Origin of the sequence: Roseixanthobacter finlandensis, from assembly GCF_043195105.2 — a bacterium.
GTDB lineage: Bacteria > Pseudomonadota > Alphaproteobacteria > Rhizobiales > Xanthobacteraceae > NCEH01.
In genome coordinates this window covers 433146-449346 of sequence record NZ_CM195536.1, presented here as the reverse complement: position 1 = coordinate 449346, position 16201 = coordinate 433146, and the positions used below count along the sequence as shown (strand labels likewise).

General features: G+C 67.7%; 15 protein-coding genes. 6 read left to right on the top strand and 9 right to left on the bottom strand.

Annotated elements, in window-relative coordinates:
* Positions 1–128 precede the first annotated feature (128 nt).
* Positions 129–827, top strand: coding sequence for a TIGR00266 family protein (locus V5G24_RS02185; RefSeq protein ID WP_394079108.1), 699 nt, complete (start codon positions 129–131; stop codon positions 825–827).
* A 57-nt stretch (positions 828–884) separates the two neighbouring features.
* On the opposite strand, the gene V5G24_RS02180 is transcribed toward V5G24_RS02185, so the two are convergent.
* The 3 genes from V5G24_RS02180 to V5G24_RS02170 form a co-directional block, all read right to left on the bottom strand.
* Positions 885–1814 carry a histone deacetylase family protein gene (locus V5G24_RS02180; RefSeq protein ID WP_394079106.1) on the bottom strand — a complete coding sequence of 310 codons (930 nt, stop codon included), beginning with the start codon at positions 1812–1814 and terminating at the stop codon, positions 885–887.
* 94 nt (positions 1815–1908) lie between these two features.
* Positions 1909–2853, bottom strand: coding sequence for a hypothetical protein (locus tag V5G24_RS02175; protein ID WP_394079104.1), 945 nt, complete (start codon positions 2851–2853; stop codon positions 1909–1911).
* A gap of 111 nt (positions 2854–2964) precedes the next feature.
* The gene (locus V5G24_RS02170) at positions 2965–3702 is read right to left on the bottom strand and encodes a TetR/AcrR family transcriptional regulator (protein ID WP_394079102.1); all 738 of its coding nucleotides are present in this window, start codon (positions 3700–3702) and stop codon (positions 2965–2967) included.
* A gap of 125 nt (positions 3703–3827) precedes the next feature.
* Between V5G24_RS02170 and V5G24_RS02165 the strand changes: the two genes are divergently transcribed.
* The 3 genes from V5G24_RS02165 to V5G24_RS02155 all read left to right on the top strand — a co-directional run bounded on the left by V5G24_RS02165 (position 3828) and on the right by V5G24_RS02155 (position 7993).
* Complete coding sequence (locus V5G24_RS02165; protein WP_394079100.1) at positions 3828–5024, top strand: HlyD family secretion protein; 1197 nt, start codon at positions 3828–3830, stop codon at positions 5022–5024.
* A gap of 177 nt (positions 5025–5201) precedes the next feature.
* Positions 5202–6788 (top strand): DHA2 family efflux MFS transporter permease subunit, encoded by a 1587-nt coding sequence (locus V5G24_RS02160; RefSeq protein ID WP_394079098.1) that lies wholly within the window; start codon positions 5202–5204, stop codon positions 6786–6788.
* A gap of 176 nt (positions 6789–6964) precedes the next feature.
* On the top strand, positions 6965–7993 hold the full coding sequence (locus V5G24_RS02155) for an LLM class flavin-dependent oxidoreductase (protein ID WP_394079096.1): 1029 nt from the start codon (positions 6965–6967) through the stop codon (positions 7991–7993).
* A 20-nt stretch (positions 7994–8013) separates the two neighbouring features.
* Here the strand turns inward: V5G24_RS02155 and V5G24_RS02150 are convergent, their stop codons facing one another.
* The 5 genes from V5G24_RS02150 to V5G24_RS02130 all read right to left on the bottom strand — a co-directional run bounded on the left by V5G24_RS02150 (position 8014) and on the right by V5G24_RS02130 (position 12059).
* Positions 8014–8460, bottom strand: coding sequence for a baeRF12 domain-containing protein (locus V5G24_RS02150; RefSeq protein WP_394079094.1), 447 nt, complete (start codon positions 8458–8460; stop codon positions 8014–8016).
* Between the two features lie 63 nt (positions 8461–8523).
* Positions 8524–8652, bottom strand: a complete 129-nt coding sequence (locus V5G24_RS02145; protein ID WP_394079092.1) for a hypothetical protein — start codon at positions 8650–8652, stop codon at positions 8524–8526.
* 40 nt (positions 8653–8692) lie between these two features.
* Entirely contained in the window at positions 8693–8968 is a 276-nt protein-coding gene (locus V5G24_RS02140) for a hypothetical protein (RefSeq protein ID WP_394079090.1), read from the bottom strand.
* Positions 8969–9133: 165 nt separating this feature from the next.
* Positions 9134–11812, bottom strand: coding sequence for a pyruvate, phosphate dikinase (gene ppdK / locus V5G24_RS02135; RefSeq protein WP_394079088.1), 2679 nt, complete (start codon positions 11810–11812; stop codon positions 9134–9136).
* A 106-nt stretch (positions 11813–11918) separates the two neighbouring features.
* On the bottom strand, positions 11919–12059 hold the full coding sequence (locus V5G24_RS02130; protein WP_394015766.1) for a DUF3096 domain-containing protein: 141 nt from the start codon (positions 12057–12059) through the stop codon (positions 11919–11921).
* Between the two features lie 200 nt (positions 12060–12259).
* Between V5G24_RS02130 and V5G24_RS02125 the strand changes: the two genes are divergently transcribed.
* Positions 12260–13144 carry an MBL fold metallo-hydrolase gene (locus V5G24_RS02125; RefSeq protein ID WP_394079086.1) on the top strand — a complete coding sequence of 295 codons (885 nt, stop codon included), beginning with the start codon at positions 12260–12262 and terminating at the stop codon, positions 13142–13144.
* A 55-nt stretch (positions 13145–13199) separates the two neighbouring features.
* On the opposite strand, the gene V5G24_RS02120 is transcribed toward V5G24_RS02125, so the two are convergent.
* On the bottom strand, positions 13200–14996 hold the full coding sequence (locus V5G24_RS02120) for an acyl-CoA dehydrogenase family protein (RefSeq protein WP_394080327.1): 1797 nt from the start codon (positions 14994–14996) through the stop codon (positions 13200–13202).
* A 164-nt stretch (positions 14997–15160) separates the two neighbouring features.
* On the opposite strand from V5G24_RS02120, the gene V5G24_RS02115 reads away from it, so the two are divergent.
* Positions 15161–16201, top strand: a complete 1041-nt coding sequence (locus tag V5G24_RS02115) for an L-threonylcarbamoyladenylate synthase (protein ID WP_394079084.1) — start codon at positions 15161–15163, stop codon at positions 16199–16201.

Sequence of the window (16201 nt, the reverse complement as noted above, 5' to 3'; positions counted from 1 at the left end):
CAACCACCCATGCAGCGGTGTCGGGGTAACTGGAAGAAGACAATTTTCCACACGCTGGAACACTTGCCTCGCACGCAGACTTGCCTCTTTCTGCGGGCACGATCAAGCAGCGGCTTCGGAGCAGACACATGCGGACGGAAATCACCGGCTCCACCCTTCCCGTTCTCCAGGTCACCCTTTCCGCGGGCGAAACCCTGCTCGCCGAAACCGATCGTTTGTCCTGGATGACCTCAAACGTCGCCCTTCACACCACCACGGCTTCCGGCGGCGCGTCGGGCCTGTTCGGGGCGATCGGGCGGGCGATCTCCGGCGGCGGCCTGTTCATGACCGAATTCACCGCCCAGGGCGGCGATGCGCTCGTAGCCTTCGCCGCCACCGTTCCGGGAAATATCGTCGAGATCCATGTGGCGCCGGGGCGCGGCTTCCTCATCCACCGCCACGGCTTCCTGGCCGGCGCGCAGGGGCTGGAGCTCGCCATGGGATTCCAGCAATCGCTTGGTGCCGGCATCTTCGGCGGCGACGGCTTCATCCTGCAACGCCTCACCGGGCAGGGCGCGGCCTTCGTGGAGCTGGGCGGGGAGATCGTCGCCTATACACTGGAAGCGGGCCAGCAATTGCTGGTGCATCCCGGCCATGTGGGCATGTTCGAGGAAGGCGTGGGCTTCGAGATCACCACCATCCGCGGCGTGCGCAATATGCTGTTCGGCGGCGACGGGCTGTTCCTCGCCGAACTGACCGGGCCGGGGAAGGTGTGGCTGCAATCGCTCACGCCCTCCAAGCTCGCGCACGTGCTCCAGCCCTATCTGCCGAGCGGCGAGCGGCGCTAAGGCGAGCACGCAGGGCGAAAGGCGCGGGCGAAGGGCGCGAGATATCGCGCCGCGCCCTTACCCGTGCATCAAGGCCGTGACATGGGCGGCGGCGGAGCTGGCGAGGCCCTCCAGATCGTAGCCGCCCTCCAGCACCGAGACCAGCCGGCCGCCGGCGCGCTTGTCGGCAATCTCCATCAAGCGCTTGGTGATCCAGCCGAAATCGGTATCCACGAGGCGCAGCGAGGCCAGCGGGTCGCGCACATGGGCGTCGAACCCGGCGGAGATCAGGATCAGCTCGGGGGCGAAATTGTTGAGCCGCGGCAAGATGCGCGTCTCCATCGCTTCCTTGAACTTCACCCCATCGTCGCCCGAGCGCAGGGGCGCGTTGACGATGGTGTTGGCGGCCCCGGTCTCGCTCACCGCGCCGGAGCCGGGATAGAGCGGCATCTCGTGGGTGGAGCAGTACATCACGCTGTCGTCGCCCCAGAAAATCTCCTGCGAGCCATTGCCGTGATGCACGTCGAAATCGACGATGGCGACCCGCTTCAGGCCGTATTTGGCCTGGGCGTGGCGGGCGGCGATGGCCACCTGGTTGAGCAGGCAGAAGCCCATGGGGCGGCGGGTCTCGCAATGGTGGCCGGGCGGGCGCATGGCGACGAAGGCGTTGTCCACCTTGCGGTCCATCACCTCGTCCACCGCATAGCAGGCGCCGCCGACGGCGCGCAGCACCGCTTCCCAGCTGCCCGGCGCCATCACCGTATCGGAATCGAGGCGCACCAGACCGCTCTCGGGCGAGGCGGCGGCAAGGCCGTCCACGAAATCCTCGGGATGCACGCGGATGATGTCCTCGCGCGCGCCGCGCGGCGCGAGCTCCCGCAGCAAAGTGGCGAATTTTTCCTGCTCGAAAATGCGGTCCAGAACCTTCAGGCGGTCCACGCGTTCAGGGTGCCCGGGGGGCGTGACATGGTCGAGGCCGGCGGGATGCGTAATCAGCAGCGTGGACATTTGGCGTCAGGTCCAGGATTGTTTCTTCCCTGCCATACCATATTCACCGAACCACGGAATCATTTTGAGGTGGCTCAAGGGTTGTAATTGCGCCTTATGCAGCCGCATCCACCGCGCGGCGCCCGAGCGCGGCGAATTTCGCCGAAGCCCCATCGAGCCGGGCGCGCCAGTCCGGGTCCGGCCGCTGGCCGGCGATGGCGCCGAAATAGACCTGCATCAAGCAGGCGATGCAGAACGGCTCCCACAGCGCATGGGTCAAGGCCAGCGCCCCCACCAGCGCAACCGCCGCCGTGCCGGTTGAGACCGCGCCCGGCACCAGCAGCACCAATGCGCCGGCCGGCGCCAGCAGCAGCACGAAAACGCCGAGCGCGAACAGGCTCATCAGCACCGTCAGCACCAGCGCGTTGCGCAGCACCGTCCAGGCATTCTGCGCATAAAGCACCAGCGCGTCCTGGGCCGTCGACCAGGGATCGGCGGAGACGATGCGCAGATTGTAGGCGAGGATCAGCTCATCCACGAACAGGGTGGACATGCGGATCACCCCATTGAGGACATTCGCCAGGGCGCCGAGCCCCGGCAGGCCCGACACATTGGTGATGACGCCGACCAAGGCGGTTACCGCGCCCACAGCTCCCTTGATCAGCTGGTCCAGCACGAACAAGGCGTTGATCTCCAGGAAGCGCGCCCGCACCACCCGCAAGGCGAAGCCAATCTGGCCGAAGCCGCGCGGCAGCGGCGCGCCATCCAGGGCCGCCACCAGGGCAGCCACATGCCCACCCTTCAGCAGATAAACGAGATAGACCCGCAGCCACACCCAGACGAGCGCGATGGAGCAGAAGCCGGCGAACGCGCCGATCAGCGCCCCAATGGCCTCCCCGTCCGGCGGCCAGAGCCCGCCGATGCCCCAGCCGAGACCCGCCCCGGTGCCGATACCAAACGCATAGGAGACCATGACCATCGCCGAGAGGGCGAGGCGCAGCAGCAGGAACGGCCAGGTGCGCAGCACCATGGCGAAGGCGCGCAGAATTGAGAAATCCATTTTGCCCGCCCCCAACAGGCGCCGTGCCGCGCCGGCGCAGCCGGTGGACGCTGCGAACTTTCCGCTACGGGAGCGCCGGCGTCCAGGGGAATGCGCGCCGCCGGGGCGGGTTCAGCCCGGCGTGCGGCAGCCGTCGAGAAACAGGGACACGCAGGTGGCGATGCGCTTGCGGCTCTTGGTGTCGAACACCGGCGCGGCGATGCCGAGGCTGGTGCGGCGCAGCGGCTCGTCGGCCGCCATGCTCAGGAGAATGCTGGCGGCGGTGAAGGGATCGTCGAGGGCGATCAGCCCGCGCGCACTCTGGTGCGCCAGCCAGTCGGCCAGCGCTTTCGTGGTGTGCAGGCGACCATGCTCGTAGAAGGCGGCGGCGACCTCGGGAAAGCGCAGCGCTTCCGCCATGCTCAGGCGGTTCTGCGCGATGGCTTCCGGCGAGAGCACCAGGCGGGTGAATTCCTCCAGGATCTCGAACAGGGCCTGGGCGATGGGAATATCGTCGGTCTCGGCCTTGATGCTCATGGTGAAGGTATCGGCCCGCGCGCGGATGATGCCGCCGAGCAGATCCGCCTTGCCACCGAACAGGCGATAGACGGTTTTCTTCGCCACCCCGGCGGCCTTGGCCACCTCGTCGATGGTGGTATCGGCATAGCCGCGCTCGGCGAAGGATTGCTCCGCCGCCTTGAGCACCAGGCGGGCGGTTTCCGCATCGGGCCGCACCTGGGGGCGGCCGCGGGGACGGCTGCACGCCGCGCTGTCGTCGGGACAAGCGGCAGGCGGTGAGGCGACAGCAGGTTCCGATACGGTGCGCTGCGGCTCGGCGCCCCCGGCCCGCGCGGCACTGGCTTTCGACAAAGATTCAGCTCCTCGTGACTTGAAGCCCAGATTACTTTGGGCATATATAGGAAACGAATTCGTTTCGTAAAGCGTTACACCATCGCGCCGCCCAATGAGGATCGCGCGGTGAGGAGCAAACCCAAATGACCCGCCAGACCAATCCCTCGGAACTGAAGGCCGAGCGCCCGGTTCCGCCCGCCGAAGCCGTCCCGCAGCCGGCGGGGCCTGCCCCCGCGCCGCCGGTCGCGCAAGACGATCCCGACACCGGCACCGCTCCGCCGCGCTCTTCCCGTAAGCGCCTCTTCGCCGGCGTCGCCCTGCTCGCCGTTCTGGCGGGCGGCGGTTATTTCGGCTGGCAGTATTGGACCGTGGGCCGGTTCCAGGAATCCACCGACGATGCCTATGTCCAGGCGGACGTGGTGACCGTGGCGCCCAAGGTCGGCGGCTATATCGGCGCGGTCCTGGTGGGCGACAACGAGACCGTGCACAAGGGCCAGGTGCTGGCGCGCATCGACGACCGGGACTATCAGGTCGCGCTCGACCAGGCGCAGGCCGACGTCTCCGGCGCTCGGGCCGACATCGCCAATATCGAGGCCCTGCTCGACCAGCAGAAGGCGGTGATCGACGGCGCGCGCGCCACGCTCGACACTGACAAGGCCAACGAGACCTTCGCCGAACAGGACAGCACCCGCTACAACACCTTGGCCAAGACCGGCTTCGGCAGCTTGCAGAATGCCCAGCAGGCCACCGCCAAGATCGCCGCCGCCAAGGCCACCGTGCAGAAGGACGCGGCCGCCCTGGTCGCCTCCCAGAAGCAGGTGAACACGCTCGATGCCCAGCTGGACAAGGCCAAGGCGACGCTGGCCCACAATGAGGCCCTGCTTCAGCAGGCGCAGCTGAACCTGAGCTATACCAAGATCGTCGCCCCCGAGGACGGGGTGGTGGGCAACCGCAGCCTGCGCGTGGGCCAGTTCGTCCAGGCCGGCACCCAGCTGATGGCGCTCGTGCCGCTGCAAGGCGCCTATATCATCGCCAATTTCAAGGAAACCCAGCTCACCGACGTGCGCAAGGGCCAGAAGGTGGCGATCGAGGTGGACACCTTCCCCGGCGCGGACATCACCGGCCACGTGGACAGCATCGCCCCCGCCAGCGGGCAGGTGTTCGCGCTTCTGCCGCCGGACAATGCCACCGGCAATTTCACCAAGATCGTCCAGCGCATCCCGGTGAAGATCACCATCGACCCGGACAACCCGCTCGCCGGCCGGCTGCGGCCCGGCATGTCCGTGGTGCCCACCGTGACCGTGAAGCCGGTCCAGCACTCGACCGCCGCCGCCTCCTGAGGCACCGGCCCGACGTTTGGCGCGTCCTGACGCGGCGCGCCCTTTCGACCCCGCCCCAGGGCGGGGCCGCGCACCTGCTTCGACCGCAATCCGCGCGATGCCGCGCACCATCGACCCGCGCGCGGGATCGCGTGCATTCGAATAAAGGCGCGCCCGCCGCGCCGCCGGACGATTTCCATGTCCCAGACCGCAACACTCGCCCCTGCCCCGATGCCGGACAAAGCCTCAGCCCGCGTCTGGATCGCGGTGATGGGCACCATGCTCGGCGCCTTCATGGCGGTGCTGAACATCCAGATCACCAATTCCTCCCTCGCCAATATCGAGGGCGGCATCGGCACCGGCGCGGATAATGGCGCCTGGATCTCAACCGCCTATCTGATCGGCGAAATCATCGTCATCCCGCTCACCGATTATCTCAGCCGGGTGTTTTCCTTCCGCCTGTTCCTGATGGTGAACGCGGCGCTGTTCCTCACCTTCTCGGCGGCCTGCGCGTTCGCGCACAACTTGAGCCAGATGATCGTGCTGCGCGGCTTCCAGGGCTTCTGCGGCGGCGTCATGATTCCCATGGCCTTCACCTACACCCTCACCAAGCTGCCGAAGACCCAGCAGCCGGTGGGCATGGCCATGTTCGCCCTCACCGCGACCTTCGCGCCCGCCATCGGCCCGACCATCGGCGGCTATCTGACCGAGAATTACGGCTGGCAATACATCTTCTTCATCAACCTCGTGCCCGGCGCCGCCATGCTGACCGCGCTGTTTTTCACGCTCGACCGCGAGCCCATGAACCTGCCGCTGCTGAAGGAGGGCGACTGGCTGGGCATCGGCACCATGGCCATCGGCCTTGCGGCGCTGCAAACCGTGCTGGAGGAAGGCAATAAGAACGACTGGTTCGGCTCGCCCTTCATCACCCGCACGGCCCTGGTCGCGGCGGTGTTCCTCACCTTGTTCCTGATCATCGAGTTCAACGTGAAGAAGCCGGCGGTGAATTTGCGCGTGCTCGCGGACCGCAATTTCGCCCTCGGCACGGTCGCCAACGTGATGGTGGGGTTCGCGCTCTACGGCTCGGTGTTCATCCTGCCGCAATATCTCGGGCAGGTGCAGGGCTATAATTCCGAGCAGATCGGCTCGGTGATGGCCTGGGTCGGCCTGCCGCAACTGATCCTGATCCCGCTCGTGCCGATGCTGCTGAAGCGGGTGGATGCGCGCTTCGTGGTGTTCGCCGGGCTGGTGATCTTCGCCATCAGCTGCTTCATGAACACCCATATGAGCGTGGATTATGCCGGCGACCAATTGTTCTGGCCCAATATCGTGCGCGCCATCGGTCAGGCGGTGATCCTGGCGCCGCTGAGCGGCATCGCCATGCGCAATATCGCCCGGGCGGACAGCGCGGCGGCCTCCGGCATCTTCAACATGCTGCGCAATCTCGGCGGCGCGGTGGGCACGGCCGCGCTCGCCACCATCGTCACCAAGCGGGAGCAGTTCCATTCCAACATCATCGGCCAGTCGGTGACGCAATTCGGCGGTGTGGTGCGCGACCGGATTGCGGTGATGCAGAACTACTTCATTCAGCACGGCATCCCGGACATGGACACCGCCCATCATCAGGCGATCATCTATCTCGGCAATCTGGTGAAGCGCCAGGCGCTGGTGATGAGCTATAGCGACACCTTCGCCATCATCGGCGTGATGCTGCTGATCGCGGCGGCCGCGGTGCTGCTGACCGGCAAGGGTGGCGGCGGCACTGCACCGGCGGGCGCGCACTAAACCGCCCCCCGCCGCGAACCGGGCGCGGCACGCCGGCGCAAAGCTGGCGCGCCCCGTCCCGATGCGTTCCCGGCACGCTCGCCCCCGGCATGCTCGCAAGGGTTCATTGCACCAGCGCAAGCCGCGTGCCGGATGAACTCTGATATGAAGCTGAAAAGCCCATCGGAGTCTCCCCCGTGCCTCCTCTCGAACTTGGCCTCGACACCTTCGGCGACGTGACCCGTGCGCCCGACGGTGCCCTTCTCCCCCATGCCCAGGTGATCCGCGACATCGTTGCCGAAGCCGTGCTCGCCGATAGCGTCGGCGTGGACTTCATCGGCCTCGGCGAACATCACCGGGCGGATTTCGCCATCTCGGCGCCCGACGTGGTGCTGGCGGCGATCGCCGGGCAGACCACGCGCATCCGCCTCGGCTCGGCGGTCACCGTGCTCTCCTCCGACGATCCGATCCGCGTGTTCCAGCGTTTCTCGACGCTGGATGCGCTCTCCAACGGACGCGCCGAAGTGATCCTCGGGCGCGGCTCCTTCACCGAGAGCTTCCCGCTGTTCGGCTTTCCCATGAACCAGTACGAGACCCTGTTCTCGGAAAAGCTGGACCTGTTCGCGGCGCTGCTCGCCAACCAGCCGGTGAGCTGGCAGGGCACGCACCGCACGCCGCTGAAGGACCAGGCCGTATTCCCGCCGATCGAGCGCGGCACGCTGAAAACCTGGATCGGGGTCGGCGGCACGCCGGAATCCGTGGTGCGGGCGGCGCGCTACGGCCTTCCGCTGATGCTCGCCATCATCGGCGGCGACCCCAAGCGCTTCCGGCCCTATGTGGACCTCTATCACCGCGCGCTCGCTCAGCTCGGCAAGGGAACGCTGCCGATCGGCGCCCATTCGCCCGGCTATGTGGCCGCGACGGATGAACAGGCCCGGGAGGAATTATTCTCCGATTACAAGGAAATGCGCGACCGCATCGGTGCCGAGCGCGGCTGGTCGCCCATGGGGCGGGACGAATTCGAGCACGAGATCGCGCACGGCTCGCTTTATGTCGGCAGCCCGGAGACCGTCGCCCGCAAGATCGCGGCGACCGCGAAGGCGCTCGGGCTCGACCGGTTCGACCTGAAATATTCCGCCGGCCCCATTCCCCATGACCGGCTCATGCGCTGCGTCGAGCTGTACGGCACGAAGGTGATCCCGATGGTGCGGGACATGCTGGCCTGAGGCGCCGACGACCGGGACGATCAGGCGGCGAGGTGCCGCTCGATCTCCGGCGTGGGCAGGGCGACGAGGTCCTTTGCCACCTCGGCCTTCAGCACATGGCGCACCGCCGGCGGAAGATGCTTGCGCAGAATGCCCAGCGCCCGCGGCGGGGCGACGATGACGAGGCTGCCCACCGCGTTCTGCGGCACCAGCTTGCCAAGCTGGGCGGCGAGGTCGGCGAGAAAATCCGCCTCCGCCTGGGCGTGGAAATCCGTATCGTCCACGGCGCTGCGCGCGGCGCCGTGGGATTGATGCACCCGCCCCGGCCGGTCGGTGCCGAGCTCGCGGGCCGGCGCGTCCGGCTGGGTCAGGACATCGACGGCACTCAGATTGAGCAATTCGGCATCGCCGTCATTGCGGAACAGGAGCGCCTTCGCGCCGTCGCAGACCACGACCCATCCCTTCCAGGGAATATGCACGCCTTCCATCTGCGCTCTCCTCTTTTCCGCAGCCATCCCTGCACGCGGGAAGCTGTGCGGCCTTCCGCGCCATCAATAGGGGCGGCGATGCGCCCGCACCCGCACCGGAACCCGCTCAGGCTCCGCCATCCGCAGCAGCGTGGCGAGGGTCATGGCGGCGGGGATCGACAGCAGGGCGATCATCATCATCGTGGACATCATGGCTTTTCTCCTTCCCGGAGATGGGCACGCGCCCCGGCCTTTACCAGACCCGCGCCCCTTGCCGGCCGCAACATGCAACCTGAAGGTATGAAACGCCGAAGATGCCAGCGGGTCCTTGATCCCGATCAAGGCCGGCGATCGCCATCGGCGCTTCCATCAAAAGCGTTGCGGGTGCCGTGAAGCCGTGCCGGCGTGGCGCCAAGGCGTCGCGCGTCATCCCCCCGGCGAAGGTACGGATCTCCCTAACCGCCCGCGACATCTCCCGGCCGGCGTTCTTGCCTGCGGGGAGAACTTGCGGATGGCTCAGCGTGGCCATCCGCGTCTCTTTCGCCGCAGCCATGTGCCAAGCATTCGCCTGAAGCGCGCCTGCTGCCGCAGCACAGGGCGAAGCCGGCGGAAACAGAAAAGGCGGGCCGAAGCCCGCCTTTCCAAATCCTCATGAGGCAGCCGCTCAGACTTGCCGCTCAGGCTTGTAGCGCTCTCAGGCCTGACTGGCGGCCTTCTTGCCCAGCGCCGCCTGCGCCGCCGCGAGGCGGGCGATGGGGACGCGGAACGGCGAGCACGACACATAGTCGAGGCCCACTTCCTCGCAGAAGGCGACCGAAGCCGGATCGCCGCCATGTTCGCCGCAGATGCCGAGCTTGATGTTCGGGCGCGACTTGCGGCCGCGCTCGACGCCGATCTTCACCAATTCGCCCACGCCGTCCACGTCGATGGAGACGAAGGGATCCACCTCGATGATGCCCTTCTGCACATAGGGCCCAAGGAAGGTGCCCGCGTCGTCGCGCGAGACGCCGTAGCAGGTCTGGGTGAGGTCGTTGGTGCCGAAGGAGAAGAATTCCGCCGTCTCGGCGATCTCCTCGGCGCGCAGGGCGGCGCGCGGCAGTTCGATCATGGTGCCCACCTGGAAGGTAAGGGTCGCGCCGGTCTCCGCCTCGACCGCCTTGGCGGTCTTCTGGATCACGGCATTGACGATATCGAACTCGGCCTTGGTGGCGATCAGCGGCACCATGACTTCCGGCACCACGGCTTCGCCGGTGGTCTTGGCGGCGATCACCGCCGCCTCGAAGATGGCGCGCGCCTGCATTTCCGCGATCTCGGGGAAAGCGATGGCGATGCGGCAGCCGCGGAAGCCGAGCATGGGGTTGACCTCATGCAGCTCCTTCTGGCGCCGCTGGATGCGCTCCACGTCCACGTTCAGGCTTTTCGCGACTTCCGCCACTTCAGCGTCGGTGTGGGGCAGGAACTCGTGCAGCGGCGGGTCGAGCAGGCGGATCGTGACGGGCAGGCCCTTCATGATCTCGAACAGCTCGACGAAATCCGCCCGCTGCATGGGCAGCAGCTTGGCCAGCGCCGAGCGGCGGCCGGCCTCGTCGTCGGCGAGGATCATTTCGCGCACGGCGAGGATGCGGCCGGCATCGAAGAACATATGCTCGGTGCGCGAGAGGCCGATGCCCTCGGCGCCGAACGAGCGGGCCATGCGGGCGTCGGCCGGGGTTTCCGCATTGGCGCGGATCTTCAGGCGGCGCACCTTGTCGGCCCAGCCCATCAGGGTCGCGAACTCGCCCGACAATTCCGGCTGGAGCATCGCCACCTCGCCCGCCAGCACCTGGCCGGTGGAGCCGTCGATGGTGAGGATGTCGCCCTTCTTGAAGGTCTGGCCGGAGACGGTGAGGGTCTGCGCGGCATAATCGATGCGCAGCGAGCCGGCGCCGGAGACGCAGGGCTTGCCCATGCCGCGCGCGACCACCGCCGCATGCGAGGTCATGCCGCCGCGCGAGGTGAGGATGCCCTGGGCGGCGTGCATGCCGTGGATGTCTTCCGGCGAGGTTTCCACGCGGACCAGGATGACCTTGCGGCCCTGTTCCTTCATGGCTTCCGCCTCGTCGGCGGAGAACACGATGGCGCCGGAGGCGGCACCGGGCGAAGCCGGCAGGCCGCTCGCCACCACCTTGCGCTCGGCCTTGGGGTCGATGGCGGGATGCAGCAATTGGTCGAGGGAGGCGGGATCGACGCGGGCGACCGCCTCTTCCTGGGTGATCAGCCCTTCGGCCGCCAGTTCCACCGCGATGCGCAGCGCCGCCTTGGCGGTGCGCTTGCCGGAGCGCGTCTGGAGCATCCAGAGCTTGCCCTTCTCGACGGTGAATTCCAGGTCCTGCATGTCGCGGTAATGGGTCTCGAGCACCTTGGAGATGCGCTCAAATTCCTGGAACGCCTCGGGCAGGGCCAGTTCCATGGACGGCTTGTCGGAGCCAGCTTCCTTGCGCGCCTTCTCGGTCAGGTCCTGCGGGGTGCGGATGCCCGCCACCACGTCCTCGCCCTGCGCATTCACCAGGAACTCGCCATAGAGCGCATGTTCGCCGGTGGAGGGATTGCGGGTGAAGGCGACGCCGGTGGCCGAGGTCTCACCCATGTTGCCGAACACCATGGCCTGCACGTTCACGGCCGTGCCCCAGGCTTCGGGAATCGCATGCAGGCGGCGATAGGTGATGGCGCGCTGGTTCATCCAGGAGCCGAACACCGCGCCGATGGCGCCCCAGAGCTGGGCATGGGGGTCCTGCGGGAACGGGGTTCCCAGCTCCTGCTGAACCTTGGCCTTGTACTGCACCACCAGCGCCGCCCAATCTTCCGCCGAAAGGTCGGTGTCGAGGGTGTGGCCGTGCTTGAGCTTGTAGGATTCCAGCAGGTCTTCGAAATGGTGGTGGTCCACGCCCAGCACCACGTCGGAATACATGGTGATGAAGCGGCGGTAGCTGTCATAGGCGAAGCGCCGGTCGCCGGAGGATTTGGCGACGGCTTCCACGGTCTCGTCATTGAGGCCGAGGTTCAGCACCGTGTCCATCATTCCCGGCATGGAGGCGCGGGCGCCGGAGCGCACGGACACCAGCAGCGGGTTTTCGGCATCGCCGAAGGTGCGGCCGGTGAGCGCGCCCACATGGGCCAGCGCCGCGTCCACGTCTGCCTTCAGCTCGGGGGGATAGGTCTCGTCATGCGCGTAATAATAAGTGCAGACCTCGGTCGGAATGGTGAAGCCGGGAGGAACAGGCAGGCCCAGATTGGCCATTTCGGCAAGGTTCGCGCCCTTGCCGCCAAGGAGGTTCCGCATCTCGGCTTTCCCCTCGGCCTTACCATCGCCGAAGGAGTAGACCCATTTCGTCATCTGGAGATCCCTTAGGGTGACGCGCATTTCAAAGAGCGCGGATGCTTTAGCCCGCTCAGCTCCCGTCATCAACTGCACCCTTCGGCGCAGCTCATCATTTTGCCTTTCAATGCGGCATCAATCCGAGAATTCCGATTGCGATCAGATAGATCGCCACGACCATATTGAGCAGGCGGGGAAACAGCAAAATCAGGACGCCGGCCACCAGGGCGACGATCGGCTGGAGAGCAACGATACTCAGGGTCATGTTCGCACCTCGTTCGCGCGCCGCCGCATCGGCAGCGCTCGCGCTAGAAAGACCAGAACGGCCCCGTTTGTTCCACCCCTGCTTTCGCATCGCAGCAAATGGCGGACGCCGCGTCACGCCGGTGTGAAGGCCGGCGGATTGCGGAGCGGGCCCTTGTGTGCGGTCATCAGGGGTCCGAACCGGCGAAGGGGGCGAGATCCATGCGGCAGATGGTGGCGCTTTTCGGGGCCATTGCGCTCTTCGCCTTCCCCATGGGCAATTCGGCGCGCGCCGCCGAGCCGCCGGAAAAATGCCCCCGCATGGTGGCGCAGGATCAGCCCTCGACCCCCTCGCCGCGCGTGTGGCGCGCCGCCTTCCGGCCGGCGGCGGACGCAAAGACGGTGGGCGCAAAGACGGCGGACGCAAAGACGGCGGACGCAGAACCCGCAAACGCGGGGCGCCAGGTGCGCCTCACCTTCGTCGGCCATTCCACCTTCCTCATCGAAAGCCCGGCGGGCGTCACCATCGCCACCGACTATAATGATTATGTCCGCCCCGACATCGTGCCGATGATCGCCACCATGAACCGGGCGCACGACACCCATTACACCGACCATCCCGACCCCGGCATCGCTTATGTCCTGCGCGGCTGGGGCGAGAACGGCCAGCCGGCGCAGCACGATTTGACGGTCGAGGATGTGTGGATCCGCAACGTGCCGACCAATATCCGGCGCGGCGCGGGCACGGATTATGAGGCCAATTCCATGTTCGTGTTCGAGGTGGCGGGCGTGTGCATCGCCCATCTCGGGCATCTGCACCATGTGCTGACACAAGACCATATCGAGGCGCTGGGGCGCATCGACGTGGTTCTGGCGCCGGTGGACGGCTCCTATACGCTCGATATCGACGGCATGCGGGAGACGCTCAAGGCCATCAACGCGCCGCTGGTCATCCCCATGCATTATTTCAGCGCATGGGGCTTGGACCGCTTTCTCTCCCGGCTGGGGGAGGAATATGCGGTGGTCCGTCAGACCTCGCCCACCGTAATGCTCGCGCGCGAGACGCTCCCCACCAAGCCCACCGTGCTGGTTCTGCCGGGGCGCTGAGCGAGAGAGGGACGTGGAGCGAAAAAGGGGCGTGGAGCGAAAAGCCTGCCGGTGCTCACAGCACCAGCGCCGCCTCGCTCTGCAGCACCGCTTCGCCGCCGGAGACCACCGCCGCCTCCAGACCCAGCGCCTGCGGGCACAGATCCTCGGCGAAGAAGCGCGCCACCAGCACCCGCCGGGCATGGCGCGGATCGCTCTCGCCGGCCACGATGGCGGCATGGGCGGCAAGCGCGGTGCGCGCCAGATAGGCACCGCCGGCGGCACGGGCGAACAGGCGCAGATAGGGCGTCGCGCCCGCCAGCACATTGGCGGATTGTTCGTCGGAGAGCCAATCCAGCATCACCCGCGTGGCGCGGCCGAGCGCATCCACGGCGGCGGCGAGCTGTTCCCCGGCGCGGCCGAATTCCGGCGCGTTCAGCGCGGCCACGGCTTCCGCCACGCTGCGATAATCGGCGATCAGCTTCGCCACCACGTCGCCGCCCTCCTGGGGCAGCTTGCGGGTGACGAGGTCTATCGCCTGGATGCCGTTGGTGCCCTCATAGATGGCGAAGATGCGGGCATCGCGCAGATGCTGGGCCGCGCCCGTCTCCTCGATATAGCCCATGCCGCCATGCACCTGCACGCCGGTGGAGGCAACCTCGATGCCCATGTCGGTGGAGAAGGCCTTCGCGACCGGGGTGAGAAGGCTCGCCTCCGCCGTCGCCGCCGCCTTGGCGGTGGGATCGTCGGTGCGCCGCGCGCGGTCGAGCGCGTCCGCCGTCATCAGGCAGATGGCGCGCGCCGCGTCGGTCTCCGCCCGCATGGTCAGCAGCATGCGCTTCACGTCCGGATGGGCGATGATCGGCGCCATGCCCTCGCCGTGCCAGCTCTGCGCCTTGCCCTGCCGGCGTTCCTGGGCAAACGCGATGGCGCGCTGGGTGGCGCGTTCGGCCACCGCCACGCCCTGGATGCCCACCGCGAGGCGGGCATTGTTCATCATGGTGAACATGCAGGCGAGGCCGCGACTTTCCTCGCCCACGAGATAGCCGACCGCGCCCGCGCCCGTGTCGCCGAACACCATGGTGCAGGTGGGCGAGCCGTGCAGGCCGAGCTTGTGTTCCAGCCCGACGCACGTCACGTCATTGCGCGCGCCGAGCGTGCCGTCGCCATTCACCAGGATTTTCGGCACCACGAACAGCGAGATGCCGCGCGTGCCGGCGGGCGCGTCGGGCAGGCGCGCCAGAACCAGATGGACGATGTTCTCGGCGATGTCGTGCTCGCCATAGGAAATGAAGATCTTGGTGCCGAAGATGCGATAGCTGCCATCCCCTGCCCGCTCGGCCCGCGCACGCAGGGCCGCAAGGTCCGAACCGGCCTGCGACTCCGTGAGGTTCATGGTGCCGGTCCAGGCGCCCGAGACCAGCTTCTCCAGATACAGGCCCTGCAAGGCCGCCGAGCCGTGGGTGGTCAGCGCCTCGATGGCGCCCATGGTCAGCACCGGGCCGATGCCGAAGGCGGGGGAAGCGCTGTTCCAGAATTCGTTCAGCGCCGAGGTGACGACGCTCGGCAGATGCTGGCCGCCGAACTTCTCCTCGGCCGCCACCGAATTCCACCCGGCCTGCGTCCACGCCGCATAGGCCTCGCGCCAGCCGGGAGCGGTGGTGACCGCGCCGTCCTTCAGCACATTGCCCTTGGTGTCGCCCACCCGGTCCAGCGGTTCGATGACCTGCGCGGCGAACTTGCCGGCTTCCTCCAGCACGCTGTCGATGAGGTCGAACGAGAGATCCACCTCGCCCTGGTCGATGAGGTGGGGAAGCGAGGTGCAGTGCTTGAGGAAGAAGGACACATCCTCCACGGGCGCACGATAGGGCATCATCACCTCCGAAACCTGTTGCGGCGCCACATGCGCCTTGACCGCTTGCACAAGCCGGCCTTAAGCCGTGCGGCGAACGTTGGGCACCAATTCGGCGCCTCGGCGATCCTTCGTCAAGACCCGGCCGCACCCGCTTTCGTCGTAGGGGCCGTGGAGCAGCTGTCATGATCGTCACCCAACCCGCCCCGAAATCCACGCACCTGCTCGACGCCACGGGATCGGGCGAGGCGGCGGGCGCGGGCGAGGCTGTGGCGGAGGCGGCGCGCTTGCTGCGGGCGGGCGGCGTGGTCGCCTTCCCCACCGAGACCGTCTATGGCCTCGGGGCGGACGCCGGCAATGCGCAGGCGGTGGCGCAGGTCTATGCCGCCAAGGGCCGCCCCGCCTTCAATCCCCTCATCTCCCATGTGCCCGACGGCGCGGCGGCCGAGCGGCTGGGTGTGTTCTCCCCGGCCGCGCAGGCGCTCGCCGCCGCCTTCTGGCCGGGACCGCTGACGCTGGTGGTGCCCTATCGCGACACCGGGGCGGTGTGCGATCTCGCCCGCGCCGGCCTGTCCACCATCGCCCTGCGGGTGCCGGCCCACGCGGCGACGCTCGCCATGCTGCGCGCGGCGGGCGTGCCGGTGGTGGGGCCGAGCGCCAACCGCTCCGGCCATGTCTCGCCGACCGACGCCGCCCATGTGCGGGCCGATCTCGACGGGCGGATCGACGCCATCCTCGATGCCGGGCCGACGACGGTGGGCGTGGAATCCACCATAGTCGATTGCACCGGCGCCCATCCCGCCTTGCTGCGGCCGGGCGGCCTCTCGCGCGGCGCCATCGCGGCGGTGCTCGGCGTCGCCTTGCCGGACGCGGCCGGCGATGATTCCGATCGGCCGTCCGCGCCGGGCCGCCTCGCCTCCCATTACGCGCCGCACGCCCCGGTGCGGCTCGACGCGCGCGCGGTGAAGCCGGGCGAAGCGCTTTTGACCTTCGCCGGCCTGCGCCCGCCGGGCACGGAGTCCGCGGTCGCCGTCTTCGATCTCAGCCCCTCGGGCGATCTGGTGGAAGCCGCCGCCCGGCTCTATGGGGCGCTGCGCCATCTCGACAGCCTTCGCGTCCAAGGCATCGCCGTGGTACCCCTGCCGCGCGACGGCCTCGGGGAGGCCATCGCCGACCGGCTCGGCCGCGCCGCCGCCCCGCGCCCGCTCTCCTTCGAGGACGACTGA